Raw genomic sequence first — 16727 nt, 5'->3', positions numbered from 1 at the left:
ACCAGATGACGGTGAAGCAGCTGTCGATGCCCGAGCTGGTCGACGCGTGCCTGGAGTCGGGCGTACCGGGCGTGGGTCTGTGGCGCGAACCGGTCCGGTCCCACGGCCTGGAGGCGACGGCGAAACTGGTCCGCGACGCGGGCCTGTCCGTCACCACCCTGTGCCGAGGCGGCTTCTTCACGGCGATCGACCCGGCGGAGCGCGCGGCCGCCCTCGACGACAACCGGCGCGCGATCGACGAGGCGGCGACCCTGGGAACGGACACGCTGGTGCTGGTCTCCGGGGGCCTCCCGGCGGGGTCCAAGGACCTGCACGGCGCCCGGGAGCGGATCGCGGACGCCCTCGGCGAGCTGGGCCCGTACGCGGAGCAGCACGGCGTACGGCTGGCCATCGAGCCGCTCCACCCGATGTACGCCGCCGACCGCTGCGTGGTCTCCACGCTCACCCAGGCCCTCGACCTCGCGGAACGCTTCCCGGCCCACCAGGTCGGCGTCACCGTCGACACGTACCACATCTGGTGGGACGACAACGCGCCCGCGCAGATCGCCCGCGCGGGCGCCGGTGGCCGTATCCACACCTTCCAGCTCGCCGACTGGACCACGCCGTTGCCTCAGGGCGTGCTCAACGGCCGCGGGCAGATCGGGGACGGCTCGATCGACATGCGGGAGTGGAAGGGGTACGTGGAGGCGGCCGGGTACACGGGCCCCATCGAGGTCGAGCTGTTCAACGACGCGCTGTGGGCGCGGGACGGCCGGGAGGTGCTGGCGGAGACGGCCGCACGGTTCGTGGAGCACGCCGCCTGACCGCACGGGAACAACTCGCCGGCACCGCACAGAGGTTCGTGCAGAATTGGATCTCGTGAGCGAGAGCCTCGGACCACTGGAACGGGTCGACGACCGCTGGGCGTCGGGGGACGCCCGGCGACCGGGCACCGGGGAAGGCCCGAGGTGAGGCAGGCCACTGTCGCCGCGCTGTACCGCTACCCGGTGAAGTCGATGCTCGGCGAGCCGCTCGAGGCCGTCGGGATCAGCGACCGCGGCCTGAGCGGCGACCGCCGGTTCGCGCTGCTGGACGACGCGACGGGCAAGGTCGCGAGCGCGAAGAACCCGCGCCTGTGGCGGGAGTTGCTCAGGTGCGCTGCGACCCTCACCGAGGCCGGGCCGCGCATCACCGGACCGGACGGCACCGAAGTGCCCACAGCCGCCGCCCTCTCGGCCCTCGTCGGCCGCAACGTCACGCTGACCGACACACCCCCGCCCGCCGGCACGCTCGACCGCTCCCGTCCGGAGCAGGTCCTGGCCGCGGGACCGGAGGCCGAAGTGGAAGCCGACACCGTCCAGTTCGGCTCGGCCTCCCCGCCCGGCACCTTCTTCGACTTCGCGCCGGTGCACGTCATCACGACGTCGACCCTGAGGAGAATCGCCGAACTGAGCCCCCGGGGCGCGGCGGAGCCGCAGCGCTACCGCCCCAACCTGGTCATCGACACGGACGAGGACGAAGGCTTCGTGGAACACACCTGGGTCGGCAGAGAACTGCACATCGCCGACGGCCCGACCCTCCGCGTCATCGCCTCGACCCCCCGCTGCGCGATCCCCACCCTCGCCCACGGCGACCTTCCCCGCGACCCGGACGCCCTGCGCGTCCTCGCCCGCCACCACCGCATACCCGCCCTGCCCGGCCGCCCGCCCGAGCCGTGTGCCGGGGTGTATGCGCAGGTGGTACGCGGCGGGTGGGTGCGGGAACGGGATGTCATACGGCTCTGATGCCGCCGGTGGTCATTGCGCGCGCACCGCCCGGTGCAGCGCCTCGGCCGCCAGCTGCACGGCCGAGTCCTGGGCGGCCCGGCCGAGCAGCTCCGTGCGGATGGGGCCGCCGCCGGCCAGATGCCGGTCGTAGGGCAGGACGACGACGGGAACGCCCGTCTCCTTCAAGTGAGCGGTGGCAGCCTTCACGTCGAGGATCATGTCGGGGGAGCTCGCGGTGAGGGCCACCACGGTCGTCGAGAGCGCGGAGTGCGGCAACTGCCCGAGCCAGTCGAGGACCTGCCGGGTCCCGCCGACACCCTCCGCGGTCATCGGCGCGACGACCACCCGGGCGTGGGCGGTGTCCATCGCCGTCCGGGCGACGTCGCCGGGCAGCGTCTCGCAGTCGACGACCGTCACGGAGAAGTAGCGCCGCAGGGCGAGCGTCACCGTGCGGTACGTCCGCACGTCCAGCGGGGCGCCGACCTTCCCCTGGCTCCCGGGCAGCAGCCAGCCGCCGTCGGCCACGGGCACCAAGTACCCGGTCACATGGGTCAGTTGCATGGCCGGGGTCAGAATCCGGGCGAGGTCGGCGCACGACCACCGCACCGACTCCGCGCCCATTCGCACCGGCAGCGTGCCCAGCGCGGCGTCCGCCTCCAGCGTGAGCACCGGGTCGTGCCGGTAGTGGTTGAAGGTACGGCCGAGCAGCGCGGCCACGGTCGACTTGCCGACGCCCCCACGGATCGAGGTCACGGCGATCACCCGCCCGGTGGCCACCGGCTGCTGCAAGTCCCGCGCGATCCGCGTCTGCTCGGCCACGTCCTGCGAGACGGAGGTGGCCAGCCGACGCAGGGTACGGCCGGTCCGGTGGACAAGCGAGTCCCCGTGCTGGGGGCGACCGAGGGCAAGGGCCAGACGGGGGTCGAGGGTGGGGAGGCTTTCGGGGGTGGAGGTGGGCGTGGCAGGGGCTGAAGGGGGCGCGGGGACGGGGACGTGGGAGCGGGGCCCGGATGCGGGCGTGCGGGAGGTGACGGGGGGCGCGGGGGCCCCGGGGGCGGGTGCGGTGACGGGTGGGCCAGGGGGCGGGGTGAGGCCGACCGGGGGGTGCGCGGATAGGGCGGTGGCGGGTTGCTGGGGTGGGGCGTCCATGGACTGCGCGGAGGCGTAAGAGTGAGGCCCGGATGCGGGCGTGTGGGAGGTGACGGGTGCGGGTGCCCCGGGCTCGGGCGTAGTGATGGGGCCGACCGGGGGGTGCGCGGGTGTGGCGGTGGCGGGTTGCTGGGGTGGGAGCGGGGCGTCCATGGACTGCGTGGGGGCGGTGGTCTGCCCAATGCGCCCCGGGGCGGGCGCGGTGGCCGCAGGCATCGGGCCGGCCGACGGGCCCGTCTGCCCGCCGCCAGGGGCCGCGCACTCGTCCCGCGCCGAGTGCACCAGACGCAGGGTGGGCTCGCCGCCGGGTCCGGGAAGAGCCGGATCCGCTGCTACGACGGCTTCGCCCGAGGGCTCCGAAGCCCGCTGCTGCTCCGCCGGCCCGAGCTGGAACAGCGCATCGCGCCGCCAGTCGTCGTCACCCGCCGGCTCCCGCTCCTGTTCCCCGTGAACCATGCCGTCCCGTCCCCTAAGCGATGGTGCCGAGCAGCCGCTCGTACACGCCGAAGGCCCCGATGAGCAGTGGAAGCAGGGCGATGACGCCGGCGGACTCCAACAGGTCACCCGCTCGCCGCAGCCGCACCCGGACCTGCTCGGCGGGCCGTACGACGAGCGTGGCGAGCGTCAGCACGGCCAGCGCCGCGAGCACGACCAGAGCCGGTCCCGCCGCACCGGAGCGCTCCACCCACACCGCCAACAGCCGTACGGTCACCACGGCGGCACCCGCCAGCAGCACCACGACCTCGGCGACCAGCGGAAAAGCCCGTGCCCGCAGGGCCACCACCACCGCCGTGACGACGGCGAGCAGTACGGTCCACACGCCGGGCGCTCGCAGCGCCCACACCGCCGCCACGGTCGCCGACACGGCAACGATGACGGTGGCGAGCATCAGCCCGCGATGGGCGGCCGCGAGCGCCGCGGACGCCTGGTACCGGCTCACGGAGACCCCGCCGGCCCGCCGGTCGTCGAGCCCGGACAGCCCGGAGGCCGTGAGCGCGAGCCGCGGCAGCACACCGAGGGCGACGACGGAGACGACGGCGAGCACCGCACCGGTCCGAGCCTGCTGCCCTGCCGTCTCCGCCCCCGACTGCAGGGCGACGACGCCCTCCCAGCCGAGGACGGTGCCGGCGAGGGCGCCGGCGCCCACCGACCCGGCGCGCCCCAACCGAGTGAAGAGCCCCAGCAGTACGAGCGTCACGGCACCCACCCCGGCCGGCGCACCCACGTGCAACGCACCCGACCAGTGATGGTCATCCGCGAGCGTGGAGGCCCCGAGCACACCAAGCACCCCCGCCGAGCAGATCAGCGTGCCGGCGACCCCGCCCTGCCGCTCGCCACGCCCCACGAGGGCTCCGACCACAGCGGCGACAGCGGCCACGGCGAGCAACACACCGGCGACGACAGAGCCGTCGTAGGCACCGCGTGCGAAGACACCGCCCGCACCCACCCACCCCACGGTCGCCGGCCCGGCGACGACGCGTCGCGACCCGGGCCCCCACCGCCACGCCCGCCCACCGGGATCTTCGACGACATCGTCACTCACGTCGTGCACGACGGGCGCGGACGGAGCGTCCCCGGCCCGTACGAGCCGCAGCGTGGCACCGTCCCGCACCCCGGCGGACTCAAGGCTGCTGTCATGAGCGAGCGCGGACCCGTCCGCGGTCACGAGCTGCCGCAACTCGGGCCGCTCACCGGCCCGGTCGTCCAGCACCCGCAGAATCTCGGGCAACAACACCCCGACCGGCTCCCGAGCCGGCAACACAAGATCGACCCGACGCCGCTCCCCGACCAGGGTGACGCGACTCAGAACAACTGCGGACCCATCGGCCGCTGCACGACTCAAGGCCCCCGCAGACATCACATATTCGAACCTATCACCGGGTGGAGACGGAGCCGGCGGACCTACCGAGCCCCGCCCGAAGACTGCACGGAACCCCCATACGCGAACTCCGGCGACGGCCTGAGGAGCATGATCCCGTACTACCTGACCGTCCGCTGCACAAACACGGGCCCGCAGACGCTGACCCGGCTCGGCTCCCAGGACGGCTTCACGGTCCCCTTGGCCGACGGCACGCCGGGCAAGGCGGTCTCGCTGTGGAATACGAACGCCCTTGCCACTCGGTCGAGTTCGAGGATCCCGGACGGCTGCGACAAGGCCGGCCCGGTCCCGGCCGCCTCGCACGCCACCGTCACGGTGTGTCAACCGGTCGTGCTCCGGGCGGACATGAGCCCGCAACCGTCGCCTGCTTCGACGACAGCTGCAGCACCCTCCTGTGGAACGTCGGTGCAGCGTGCGCGCCGGAAGCCTTGCCGACCTGCGCGGCTACGACCTGCATGACACCTCGAAGAACACCGTCCCGTGGTACGTGACGATCACACGATGTCGGCCGGAGCCCGGCACGCGGCTTTGAACCGCACCTCACCCCCGCCGACAGGCCGGACTCCGGCATCGAAAAAAATCTGAAGACGCCGTGCAACCCTCCCCCCACCCTGTGGGTCGTACTTGGCATCAGGACTTCTCGGAGGGGGATCTGGGGGGATCGCGGGGGTTCTGATGGTGGAGGGGAAAAGCCGAGGGGGCCCGGTCGACGGACCGGGCCCCCTCGAATCTGTGCGACGCCGTTTCGCTACGGGCCTGCGGTGGCCACGCCGCTTTCGTTGACGGTGAACTTTCCGCTCGCGGCGCCGTTGAAGGTCCCGCTCTTGATCCACTCGATCAGCGCCGCCTTGACCGTGGCATGAGGGCCGGCCCACGGTTCGCCGGGGCGCCCGCCGTAGGGCGTTCCGGATTCGGGTGTGCAGCGTGGGCCGGAGCAGCCCTCCATCTGCATCTGGTGGCTGGCGCACTGGACCTGTACGAGCACCTTGTTCGTCATTGCCGCCGGTAGAGCGTTGAAGATGGTGGACGCGTTGGCCGGTGGCGCGGTGGCGTCGTCGAGGCCGTGGATGACCAGCGTGGGCGGGGTCAGCTGCCCCACGACGGCGGTGTTCCAGCCGTAGTTGGAGAACGTCGGAGAGCGGTCGAGACCGGTCGGGTTGCCGGGATCGTCCCCTCCCCAGTTCCGCCCCTCGGTGTCCTGCTCCATGATCTGCTTCCAGAGCTGATCCTGGCTGCCGGGGATGACACGCCCGGTGCACACGGCCTCGCGGGCCGGCGGCAGCACCGGCGCTGCCGGGCGGCTGTCGAGCGTCAGCGGGAACGTGACGAAGCCCGTCGGGGGCGTCGTCTCCTCAGTCGGTCCACCGAAGATCGACGACATGAACACGGCACGGTTGACCTTCGCGATGACGGCGGCGCTTCCGGGGAGGACCGGGTTGGCCGCGTACAGCGTCCGCCCGACGCGCACCCCACCGAGCGAATAGCCGAGCAGAGTGACCTTGCCGTCCGTCGGCTGCGCGCGCGTGATGGCGTCATCGATGACCTGGCGGATGTCGCGTACCCAGACGTCCGTGCGCGCAAAGCGGTAGTTGCTCGAGTGCGCGCGCCTCTTGCCGCCCAGCGGATTGGTCAGCAGCAGGCTGCCCTGCTGATCGAGGGTGAAGATCGGGTTGTGGGTGCGGTCGCAGCCCTCGGGGTACGGACAGGTGCCGTCCGCGAGGTAGGGCCTGAGGCTCGCGTTGCCGGGATCGTTCAGGCCGTTGTCGAAGTGCGTCGAGTGGCCGTAGCCGAGCAGGCTCGGGGCGAAGGTGTCGATTCCCGCCCGTGCGAGTCCTTCCTGCATGCTGAGCGAGCCGCCTTCCGGCGCGGGGGAGCGCAGGTCGAAGGCCGGCGAGGCGGTGACGGTGCGGCCGTGGATCAGCACCGCGGCCCTGTTGGGCACTCCTGGGCATTTTCCGTTCGCGTACACCGGTTGGACGCGATGCACCTGGATCTTCGCCGGCTGCCCGCCGAACTGAGGGTCCGGCATGAGTCCGGGCGGCACCGTGAACCTCAGCCAGTGATCGTGGGTGACGACACCGGTCGGCGCTTCGTCGCACTGCCGGGCCGACGGCTCGGTGGCAGCGGCCATCGACGATGTGCCGAAGCCGAAGGCACTCGTGATCAGGCAGACGCACAGCAGGAGCCACCTCGTCCGGGCCCCGGCCCGTTTCCCGGACCGCTCCCGTCGCCCGCGCCCCACCGAGGCCGCCGGCATGCCCGATCTCCGGAGGATCCCCCTGTGCCGCCGAGTCACGCACGGTGCCGCCATGCCCGAACCCCCTGCCCCTGAATGCCAGTTGAGCCCTCTCTCATCAGAGTGCCCGGCAGCCAGTCGGCGAGCGCCCCGCGCACGGACGCACAGGTGGCACACAGGCGCGCGGCGACAGCAGCGCTTTCGCTCTCGCCCCGTGCAGTGGCCGGCCGCCCGTGTTCCCCGCGCGGTCGCACGACCTGGAGGCCGGAGGCCACCGAGGCCACCACGCTCCCGGCGACCGCACCCCACCAGTCAGCGACACAACTCCTGGAAAGCCGCTTGGAAGAACACCCCACAGCGCAGCAGCACATTCGCGTACGGCCGCGCTTCCCCCGTCCGTACCACCAGCCGTGCCCCCGCCGACAGCTCCTTCAGCCGCTCGTGCGACACCAGCTCCAGCTTGGGGAAGTGGTCGTCGAGCAGCGCCGAAGCCCCCGGGTTCGCTTCCCGTACCTCGCTCGCCGCCGTGGCCCCCTCCACCACCAGCTCGGCCAGCAGACCGTCCACCACCTCCGCGAAGGACGACACCCCGGCGCGGAAGGCCAGGTCCACCACGCGCGGCCCCCGCGGTATCGGCATGCCCGCGTCGTACACCAGCACCCCTTCTCCGTGGCCCAGCTCGGCCAGCGCGCCTGGGATATGACGGTTCAGCGAATCTCTTGCGAGGACCTTCAGGGCTTCGGTCACGGGAGGAATCGCATCCGCGTGGCTGCGGCGCGGAGCGGCAGGGTGTCCCGCCCGGGTGGGACGGAGAGGCGAGTTGCGAACGCATGGCCGATCTATTCGCTCGATGTGGTGAACGGCTGCGAACGCGTGATGCTGCCTCGCACGGGTCATCAGCCACAAGATCGCGAAACACGTGGTGGCCGAGGCAGAACGCACCGGTCGCGGGATCGCCCTGGAGGATCTGACGGGCATCCGCGAGCGGGTACGGCTTCGAAAGCCCCAACGCGCCCCCTGCACTCCTGGGCGTTCCATCAGCTCGGGCAGTTCATCGCGTACAAGGCTCGCAGGGCAGGCGTGCTGGTGGTGTATGTCGATCCGGCATACACCTCCCGTACCTGCGCCGAGTGCGGGCACGTCGACAAGGCGAACCGGGTCTCCCAAGCCTGGTTCGCATGCCGGTCCTGCGGATTCGTTGATCACGCGGACCGGAACGGCTCCCGCAACATCCGCGCCCGTGCGTGGGAGTTGTGGCGACGCGGGGCCCCGTCAACGGCCCCCGCCCCACCCGACGCCCAGCAGGGTGGGACTGGACGCAAACGACGCATCGCAGCCAGCAATGCCCGTTGTGCAAGCCCGACACCTAGACCTCGGTTTACGGGTAGTTGACGATTCCCGCCTTCTTCATAGCGCGTTGACCTCGTCGGCCGTCGGGAAGGACACCTGCGCGCCCTCCTTGGTGACGGCCGCCGCCCCGACCCGTGCCGCGTACGCGGCGGCCTCCGCAAGGGACGCCCCCGACCCCAACCGGAACGCCAGCGCCGCCGTGAACGCGTCGCCCGCACCCGTCGTGTCCACCGCGTGCACCTTCACGGACGGAACCAGGGTCACTCCTTGCCCATCGGCCACCAGCGCACCCTCCGCCCCCAAGGTGACCACCACCGACCGCGGCCCCTTGGCCAGCAGCAGCCGTGCCCAGTCCTCCGGTCGGTCGGACACATACGCATCGCCGAGCACCACCTTCGCCTCGTGCTCGTTGACGATCAGCGGGTCACAGGCCGTCAGCACCTCGGCCGGCAACGGCCGCGGCGGGGAGGGGTTCAGCACGAACCGGCTGCCCTCCGCGAGATTCCGTACGACCTCCACGACCGTCTCCAGCGGGATCTCCAACTGCGTCGACACAACCCGCGAGCACTGGAAGAGGCTCGCGGCCGCCCGGACGTCTCCCGACGTCAGCCGGCCGTTCGCACCGGGGGAGACCACGATGCTGTTGTCCCCCGATGGGTCGACGGTGATGAGCGCGACCCCTGTCGGCGTCCCGCCCACCAGCACCCCCACCGTGTCGACCCCGGCGGCCCGCTGCGAGTCGAGCAGCAGCCGGCCGTATGTGTCGTCGCCGACCCGGGCCAGCAGGACCGTACGAGCTCCGAGCCGGGCGGCGGCGACCGCCTGGTTCGCACCCTTGCCGCCCGGATGGACGGCCAGGTCGGAGCCCAGCACCGTCTCGCCGGCCTCCGGCCGCCGCTCGACGCCGATCACCAGGTCGGCGTTGGCCGATCCCACGACCAGCAGGTCGTAGTCGTACATCAAATGACTCCCCTGAGAGATGACACCCAATTCCCCTTGTCAGCCGCCTCGTCAGCCGCTGAACCCGGCCACGTTCCCCTTCGTGACCACCTTCACCGGCACCATCACGGACTTCGTGACCTTCTTGTCCTCGGCGACCTCCAGTGCGTTCTGTACCGCGATTCTGCCGAGTTCCGTCGGCTGCTGGGCCACAGATGCGTACAGAGTGCCCGCCTCAGCCCTTGTTGCCGCCCCGTGCAGGCGGCAACTGGGAGCGCACCGGCCTTGCGACACAGGGTGTCGAGGAGCACCGCCGGAGCGATGACGGCCGGAGCGTAACAGCGCGACATGGGCACATCAGGGCGTGGTCCCTGAGCCCCGCCGCTGTCACACCTCACCGATACCGTCGGACCATGGCAAAAGAAGCGGGGAACCCGACAGACGAGCGGCGGCTCGCCGTGCTCGAGGGCGTCCTGGAGCGGATCACGTACGCCAACGAGGAGAACGGCTACACGGTCGCCCGGGTCGACACCGGCAGAGGAGCCGGCGATCTGCTCACGGTCGTCGGCGCACTGCTCGGCGCCCAGGTCGGCGAATCCCTGCGCATGGAAGGCCGTTGGGGCTCCCACCCCCAGTACGGCAAGCAGTTCACGGTGGAGAACTACACGACGGTGCTCCCGGCCACCGTCCAGGGCATCCGCCGCTACCTCGGCTCGGGGCTGGTCAAGGGCATCGGCCCCGTCTTCGCCGACCGCATCACCCAGCACTTCGGCCTGGACACCCTGCAGATCATCGAGGAAGAGCCCAAGCGGCTCATCGAGGTCCCCGGCCTCGGTCCCAAGCGCACCAAGAAGATCGCCGACGCCTGGGAGGAGCAGAAGGCGATCAAGGAGGTCATGCTCTTCCTCCAGACCGTCGAGGTGTCCACCTCCATCGCCGTGCGCATCTACAAGAAGTACGGCGACGCCTCGATCTCCGTCGTCAAGAACCAGCCGTACCGCCTCGCGGCCGACGTCTGGGGCATCGGCTTCCTCACCGCCGACAAGATCGCCCAGTCCGTGGGCATCCCGCACGACAGCCCGGAGCGCGTGAAGGCAGGCCTGCAGTACGCGCTGTCGCAGGCCACCGACCAGGGCAACTGCTACCTCCCCGAGGAGCGGTTGATCGCCGACGCGGTGAAGCTGCTGCAGGTCGACACGGGCCTGGTCATCGAGTGCCTCGCCGAACTCGCCCAGCCGCCCGAGGACGGCGAGGACCCCGGGGTCGTACGGGAGAAGGTGCCAGGGCCGGACGGCGGTGACCCGGTGACGGCCGTGTATCTCGTGCCCTTCCACCGCGCCGAACTCTCCCTCTCCGCCCAGCTGTTGCGGCTGCTGCGCACCGGCGAGGACCGGATGCCCGGCTTCCACGAGGTGACCTGGGACAAGGCGCTGGCCTGGTTGAAGGACCGTACGGGCGCCGAGCTCGCGCCCGAGCAGGAGGCCGCCGTCAAGCTGGCGCTGACCCAGAAGGTCGCCGTGCTGACCGGCGGCCCGGGCTGCGGCAAGTCCTTCACGGTCCGCTCGATCGTGGAGCTGGCCCGCGCCAAGAAGGCGAGGGTGGTCCTGGCCGCGCCCACGGGCCGCGCCGCCAAACGCCTGGCCGAGCTCACCGGGGCCGAGGCCTCCACCGTCCACCGGCTGCTGGAACTGAAGCCCGGCGGTGACGCGGCGTACGACAAGGACCGCCCGCTCGACGCGGACCTGGTGGTCGTCGACGAGGCCTCCATGCTGGACCTGCTGCTCGCCAACAAGCTGGTGAAGGCGGTCCCGCCGGGCGCCCATCTCCTCTTCGTGGGGGACGTCGACCAGCTGCCCAGCGTGGGCGCCGGCGAGGTGCTGCGGGACCTGCTCGCCGACGGCAGCCCGATCCCCGCCGTGCGCCTCACGCGCGTGTTCCGCCAGGCCCAGCAGTCGGGTGTGGTGACGAACGCGCACCGGATCAACTCCGGGCATCACCCGGTCACCGACGGCATGAAGGACTTCTTCCTCTTCGTCGAGGACGACACGGAGGAGGCGGGGCGGCTCACGGTGGATGTGGCGGCCCGCCGGATTCCGGCCAAGTTCGGGCTCGACCCGCGCCGGGACGTGCAGGTCCTCGCGCCCATGCACCGCGGCCCGGCCGGCGCCGGCACGCTCAACGGTCTGCTCCAGCAGGCCATCACGCCGGGCCGCCCGGATGTGCCGGAGAAGCGGTTCGGCGGCCGGGTCTTCCGGGTCGGCGACAAGGTCACCCAGATTCGCAACAATTACGAGAAGGGCAAGAACGGTGTCTTCAACGGCACCGTCGGCGTGGTCACCTCGCTCGACCCGGTCGACCAGCGCCTGACGGTGCTGACGGACGAGGACGAGGAGGTCGCGTACGAGTTCGACGAACTGGACGAGCTGGCCCACGCGTACGCCGTCACCATTCACCGCTCCCAGGGGAGTGAATATCCCGCCGTGGTGATCCCGGTCACCACCGGAGCCTGGATGATGCTGCAGCGGAACCTGCTGTACACCGCGGTGACCCGGGCCAAGAAGCTGGTCGTGCTGGTCGGTTCGCGCAAGGCGATCGGTCAGGCGGTGCGCACGGTGTCGGCCGGGCGACGGTGCACGGCACTCGACTTCCGGCTCTCCCCGAGACCCCTGTGAGAGCCCCCTGGATCCCTGTGCGGCCCCGCCGAGTGGGGTTTGAGACAGGCATCACGAAAAATGATCGATCAAATGAGTCGTGAAGGTCACACAGCACTTCCGGATGGGGAATCAAGGGGGCAGGATGAGCAAGTTGGCGGCACTCAGTGCCGTCGATAGGCCCGATGGTCGACCCCGAGTGCACTCTCCTGAGCCAATTGGGGGATGGTAGAGACAGTCAGGGCAACCTCGAAGATGAGGCACTACGTCGGTGAGGGAAGACGTGAGCGACAACTCTGTAGTACTGCGGTACGGCGACGGCGAGTACACCTACCCGGTGATCGACAGCACCGTCGGCGACAAGGGCTTCGACATCGGGAAGCTCCGCGCCCATACCGGTCTGGTGACGCTGGACAGCGGTTACGGGAACACCGCCGCCTATAAATCCGCCATCACCTACCTCGACGGCGAGGCGGGCATCCTCCGGTACCGCGGCTACCCGATCGAGCAGCTGGCGGAGCGCTCCACCTTCCTGGAGGTCGCCTACCTGCTGATCAACGGCGAGCTCCCGACCGTCGACGAGCTCTCCGTGTTCAAGAACGACATCACGCAGCACACCCTGCTGCACGAGGACGTCAAGAACTTCTACAAGGGCTTCCCGCGCGACGCCCACCCGATGGCCATGCTGTCCTCGGTCGTCTCGGCGCTGTCCACGTTCTACCAGGACAGCCACAACCCGTTCGACGAGAAGCAGCGCAACCTCTCGACGATCCGCCTGCTCGCCAAGCTCCCGACGATCGCCGCGTACGCGTACAAGAAGTCGATCGGCCACCCGTTCGTCTACCCGCGCAACGACCTCGGTTACGTCGAGAACTTCCTGCGCATGACCTTCTCGGTCCCGGCGCAGGAGTACGACCTCGACCCGGTCGTCGTCGCCGCCCTGGACAAGCTGCTGATCCTGCACGCGGACCACGAGCAGAACTGTTCGACGTCCACGGTCCGTCTGGTCGGCTCCTCGCAGGCGAACATGTTCGCGTCGATCTCGGCCGGCATCAACGCCCTGTGGGGCCCGCTGCACGGCGGCGCCAACCAGTCCGTCCTGGAGATGCTCGAGGGCATCCAGGCGGGCGGCGGCGACGTCGACTCCTTCATCCGCAAGGTGAAGAACAAGGAGGACGGCGTCCGCCTGATGGGCTTCGGCCACCGGGTGTACAAGTCCTTCGACCCGCGCGCGAAGATCATCAAGGCGGCGGCGCACGACGTCCTCTCGGCCCTCGGCAAGTCCGACGAGCTGCTGGACATCGCGCTCAAGCTGGAGGAGCACGCGCTCTCGGACGACTACTTCGTCCAGCGCAACCTCTACCCGAACGTGGACTTCTACACCGGCCTGATCTACCGCGCCATGGGCTTCCCGACCGAGATGTTCACGGTCCTGTTCGCCCTTGGCCGCCTCCCGGGCTGGATCGCCCAGTGGCACGAGATGATCAAGGAGCCGGGCTCCCGCATCGGCCGCCCGCGCCAGATCTACACGGGCGTGGTGGAGCGGGACTTCGTCCCGGTCGAAGAGCGCTGACAAACGCCGGTGGCGGGGCCGCCCTGGTCTTTCAGGGGCGCGGGGCCGCATCCATTTGCGGCTCCGCCGCGGGGCGCGACCGGCCCCACCGGCCGTCAGCCGAATGACGACCGACAGCCTCACGAGCCCCCCGGCTCAATCCGCCGAAGCGAAAGGCGCCCTGGCGCCGGTCCCCCCACGGGCCGACGTCCAGGGCGCCTTCCCATGTCCCGGTGCGGATTCCCCCCACGGGATCCGGCCGGGCGTCTGTGAAGCCAGCGCCTGAATCGCTGTCGAGTGCGGCGAGCGTTGAGCAGAATGAGCAAAACTCGCCGTACTCATGGTTGTGCGGTCTGCCGGGACAACGCACGCCCGGGAGGGCCGCTCAAAGCACCCCGGTGTACGTGGCCCCGGCAACGCACCTCTGAGGAAGTCCCCCAAGACATCCTCAGATGCCAGGAAACGCCCCCCAAGACGCTGCCTGACATCGTCAACTTAGACCTTCGAACCCCTTCGATGGTTACGTTCACATCACTGTGATCTGCGTCTCTTGCATTTGTCCGTTAGATACGCAAGAGCCCCGATCCAGCGATCGGTGCCCAAGCGTAAGGATGATGCGCGAGCCTTGTGAAGAGCTTATGTGAGGCTGGCGCAGGACTCCAGAGGTGCTCTCACCTCGACTTCGACTAACCGCCGGTAACCTCGTCGCGGTTCAACGGAACGTCCGCAGTCGGAGGCTGTTCGTCACCACGAACACCGACGAGAAGGCCATCGCGGCCCCGGCGATCATCGGATTCAGCAGGCCGGCGGCGGCCAGCGGCAGCGCGGCCACGTTGTACCCGAAGGCCCACACCAGGTTGCCCTTGATCGTGGCCAGCGTCCTGCGGGACAGCCGGATGGCGTCCGCGGCCACCCGCAGATCGCCGCGCACCAGCGTCAGATCGCCCGCCTCGATCGCTGCGTCCGTCCCGGTCCCCATCGCCAGACCCAGATCGGCGGTCGCCAGCGCGGCCGCGTCGTTGACCCCGTCACCGACCATGGCGACCGTACGTCCCTCGGCCTGCAGTCGCCGTACGGCTGCCACCTTGTCCTCGGGCAGGACCTCCGCGATCACCTGCTCGATCCCGACCTCGCGCGCCACCGCCTCGGCGACCGCCCGGTTGTCCCCGGTCAGCAGCACGGGCGTGAGCCCCAGCGCGCGCAGCTCGCGCACCGCCTCGGCGCTGGTCTCCTTGACCGCGTCGGCGACAGCGACGACACCGCGTGCCATCCCGTCCCAGCCGATCACGACGGCGGTACGCCCGTCGTTCTCGGCCTCGGCCTTGGCGCGGGTCAGTTCCACGGGAAGCTCGTCGAAGAGTCGTCCCACGGCCACCTCGCGGCCCTCCACGCGGCCGCGTACGCCCCGCCCGGGCACGTTCTCGAACTCCTCGACCTCAGGAAGCCGCCCGCCCCGCTCCGCGGCGCCCAGGGCGATCGCCCGGGCGACGGGATGCTCGGAGGCGTGCTCGACGGCGCCCGCGAGCCGCAGCACCTCCTTCGCGTCGGTGCCGGCGACGGCGTACGCCTCGTGCAGGGTCATCCGGCCGGTGGTGACCGTTCCGGTCTTGTCGAGTACGACGGTGTCGACGCGGCGCGTGGACTCCAGGACCTCCGGGCCCTTGATCAGGATGCCGAGCTGCGCGCCTCGCCCCGTGCCGACCAGCAGCGCGGTCGGGGTGGCCAGGCCGAGCGCGCACGGGCACGCGATGATCAGGACGGCGACGGCCGCGGTGAACGCGGCCGCGGTGTCGCCCGTGACGCCGAGCCACGCCGCGAACGTGCCGACGGCGATCAGCATCACGACCGGCACGAAGACCGCCGAGATCCGGTCGGCGAGCCGCTGCACCTCGGCCTTGCCGTTCTGCGCGTCCTCCACCAGCTTCGCCATCCGCGCCAGCTGCGTGTCGGCACCGACCCGGGCGGCCTCGACGACCAGCCGCCCGCCGGCGTTGACCGTGCCCCCGGTGACGGCGTCGCCCACGCCCACGTCCACCGGTACCGACTCGCCGGTCAGCATCGAGGCGTCCACGGCGGACACGCCCTCGACGACGGTGCCGTCGGTCGCGATCTTCTCCCCGGGCCGTACGACGAAACGATCCCTCACGGCCAGTTGGGACACGGGAATGCGCGCTTCACGGCCGTCCCTCAGGACGGACACTTCCTTGGCGCCCAGCTCCAGCAGCGCCCTGATCGCCGCGCCCGCGCGGCGCTTGGAGCGGGCCTCCAGGAAGCGCCCGAGCAGGATGAGGGCGACGACGCCCGCGGCGACCTCGAGATAGATCGTGGAGGCCCCGTCCAGGCGCGAGACGGTGAACCTGAACTCGTCGTGCATGCCCGGCAGGCCCGCGTCGCCGAAGAACAGGGCCCACAGCGACCAGCCGAACGCGGCCAGCGTGCCGACCGAGACCAGCGTGTCCATGGTGGCGGCGCCGTGCCGGGCGTTCGTCCAGGCGGCGCGGTGGAACGGCAGGCCGCCCCAGACGACCACGGGCGCGGCGAGCGTGAGCGCCAGCCACTGCCAGTTGTCGAACTGCAGGGCCGGGATCATCGACAGCAGTACGACGGGAAGTGCGAGCAGGGCGGAGACGGTGAAGCGCTGCCGGTAGGCGGCCAGTTCCGGGTCCTCGCCGGCCTCCTCCCCGGCGGGCTCCGGCTGCGGCGGGAGCGGCTCCTCGGCCGTGTAGCCCGTCTTCACCACGGTGGCGATCAGATCGGCGACTTGGATGCCCGCGGGGTAGGTGACCTTCGCCTTCTCCGTCGCGAAGTTCACCGTGGCGGTGACGCCGTCCATGCGGTTGAGCTTCTTCTCGACGCGGGCCGCGCAGGAGGCGCAGGTCATCCCGCCGATGAGCAGCTCGACCTCGGAGGCGTCCGCTGTCGTGCGTATCGGTGCCGGTGTCTGGGTGGTGGTGCTGCTCATCGCGGGTTCCCGGGCTGCTGTCAGGCCTGGCCGACGAGCTCGAAGCCCGCCTCGTCCACCGCGGCGCGCACGGCTGCCTCGTCGAGCGGGGCCGCGGAGACGACGGTGACCTCACCGGACGCGGCGACGGCCGTCACCGAGCTGACGCCGGGAAGCTCGCGGATCTCACCGGAGACGGAACCCTCGCAGTGTCCGCAGCTCATGCCGCTCACCTTGTAGACGGCGGTGACGGTACCCGGGGTGTCGGTCTGGGCGGTCATGTCG

The 16727-nt window shown here is 70.7% G+C and carries 12 protein-coding genes and 1 pseudogene; 5 read left to right on the top strand and 8 right to left on the bottom strand.

Features of this window, described 5'->3' with window-relative positions; translation table 11 throughout:
• Positions 1–5 precede the first annotated feature (5 nt).
• Together AB0N07_RS02575 and AB0N07_RS02570 are read left to right on the top strand one after the other, a co-directional pair.
• Positions 6–803 carry a sugar phosphate isomerase/epimerase family protein gene (locus AB0N07_RS02575; RefSeq protein WP_365831509.1) on the top strand — a complete coding sequence of 266 codons (798 nt, stop codon included), beginning with the start codon at positions 6–8 and terminating at the stop codon, positions 801–803.
• A gap of 144 nt (positions 804–947) precedes the next feature.
• Positions 948–1763 carry an MOSC N-terminal beta barrel domain-containing protein gene (locus tag AB0N07_RS02570; protein ID WP_365831292.1) on the top strand — a complete coding sequence of 272 codons (816 nt, stop codon included), beginning with the start codon at positions 948–950 and terminating at the stop codon, positions 1761–1763.
• Positions 1764–1775: 12 nt separating this feature from the next.
• Here AB0N07_RS02570 and AB0N07_RS02565 read toward each other — a convergent pair whose 3' ends face one another.
• The 4 genes from AB0N07_RS02565 to rbsD form a co-directional block, all read right to left on the bottom strand.
• Entirely contained in the window at positions 1776–3350 is a 1575-nt protein-coding gene (locus AB0N07_RS02565) for a hypothetical protein (protein WP_365831290.1), read from the bottom strand.
• Positions 3351–3363: 13 nt separating this feature from the next.
• Positions 3364–4752 carry a type VII secretion integral membrane protein EccD gene (eccD, locus tag AB0N07_RS02560; RefSeq protein ID WP_365831288.1) on the bottom strand — a complete coding sequence of 463 codons (1389 nt, stop codon included), beginning with the start codon at positions 4750–4752 and terminating at the stop codon, positions 3364–3366.
• A 769-nt stretch (positions 4753–5521) separates the two neighbouring features.
• Complete coding sequence (locus AB0N07_RS02555; protein ID WP_365831286.1) at positions 5522–7030, bottom strand: alpha/beta fold hydrolase; 1509 nt, start codon at positions 7028–7030, stop codon at positions 5522–5524.
• A gap of 291 nt (positions 7031–7321) precedes the next feature.
• Complete coding sequence (gene rbsD, locus AB0N07_RS02550) at positions 7322–7720, bottom strand: D-ribose pyranase (protein ID WP_365831507.1); 399 nt, start codon at positions 7718–7720, stop codon at positions 7322–7324.
• A 184-nt stretch (positions 7721–7904) separates the two neighbouring features.
• Here rbsD and AB0N07_RS02545 point away from each other — a divergent pair.
• A pseudogene (locus tag AB0N07_RS02545) lies at positions 7905–8401 on the top strand (transposase); the annotation flags it as partial.
• A 15-nt stretch (positions 8402–8416) separates the two neighbouring features.
• Here the strand turns inward: AB0N07_RS02545 and AB0N07_RS02540 are convergent.
• Both AB0N07_RS02540 and AB0N07_RS02535 read right to left on the bottom strand, forming a co-directional pair.
• Entirely contained in the window at positions 8417–9319 is a 903-nt protein-coding gene (locus tag AB0N07_RS02540) for a ribokinase (RefSeq protein ID WP_365831284.1), read from the bottom strand.
• 51 nt (positions 9320–9370) lie between these two features.
• Positions 9371–9511: a hypothetical protein gene (locus tag AB0N07_RS02535; protein ID WP_365831527.1), complete on the bottom strand. Its 141-nt coding sequence runs from the start codon at positions 9509–9511 to the stop codon at positions 9371–9373.
• A 200-nt stretch (positions 9512–9711) separates the two neighbouring features.
• Between AB0N07_RS02535 and AB0N07_RS02530 the strand changes: the two genes are divergently transcribed.
• Together AB0N07_RS02530 and AB0N07_RS02525 are read left to right on the top strand one after the other, a co-directional pair.
• On the top strand, positions 9712–11970 hold the full coding sequence (locus tag AB0N07_RS02530; RefSeq protein WP_365831282.1) for an ATP-dependent RecD-like DNA helicase: 2259 nt from the start codon (positions 9712–9714) through the stop codon (positions 11968–11970).
• A 262-nt stretch (positions 11971–12232) separates the two neighbouring features.
• On the top strand, positions 12233–13522 hold the full coding sequence (locus AB0N07_RS02525; protein WP_115908064.1) for a citrate synthase: 1290 nt from the start codon (positions 12233–12235) through the stop codon (positions 13520–13522).
• 691 nt (positions 13523–14213) lie between these two features.
• Here AB0N07_RS02525 and AB0N07_RS02520 read toward each other — a convergent pair.
• Both AB0N07_RS02520 and AB0N07_RS02515 read right to left on the bottom strand, forming a co-directional pair.
• Positions 14214–16463 carry a heavy metal translocating P-type ATPase gene (locus AB0N07_RS02520; RefSeq protein WP_365831279.1) on the bottom strand — a complete coding sequence of 750 codons (2250 nt, stop codon included), beginning with the start codon at positions 16461–16463 and terminating at the stop codon, positions 14214–14216.
• A 20-nt stretch (positions 16464–16483) separates the two neighbouring features.
• Positions 16484–16723, bottom strand: coding sequence for a heavy-metal-associated domain-containing protein (locus AB0N07_RS02515; protein WP_232646111.1), 240 nt, complete (start codon positions 16721–16723; stop codon positions 16484–16486).
• Positions 16724–16727 lie beyond the last annotated feature (4 nt).

Source organism: Streptomyces sp. NPDC051172 (assembly GCF_040682555.1).
Classification (GTDB): domain Bacteria; phylum Actinomycetota; class Actinomycetes; order Streptomycetales; family Streptomycetaceae; genus Streptomyces.
This window is presented reverse-complemented; position numbering and strand designations above follow the sequence as displayed.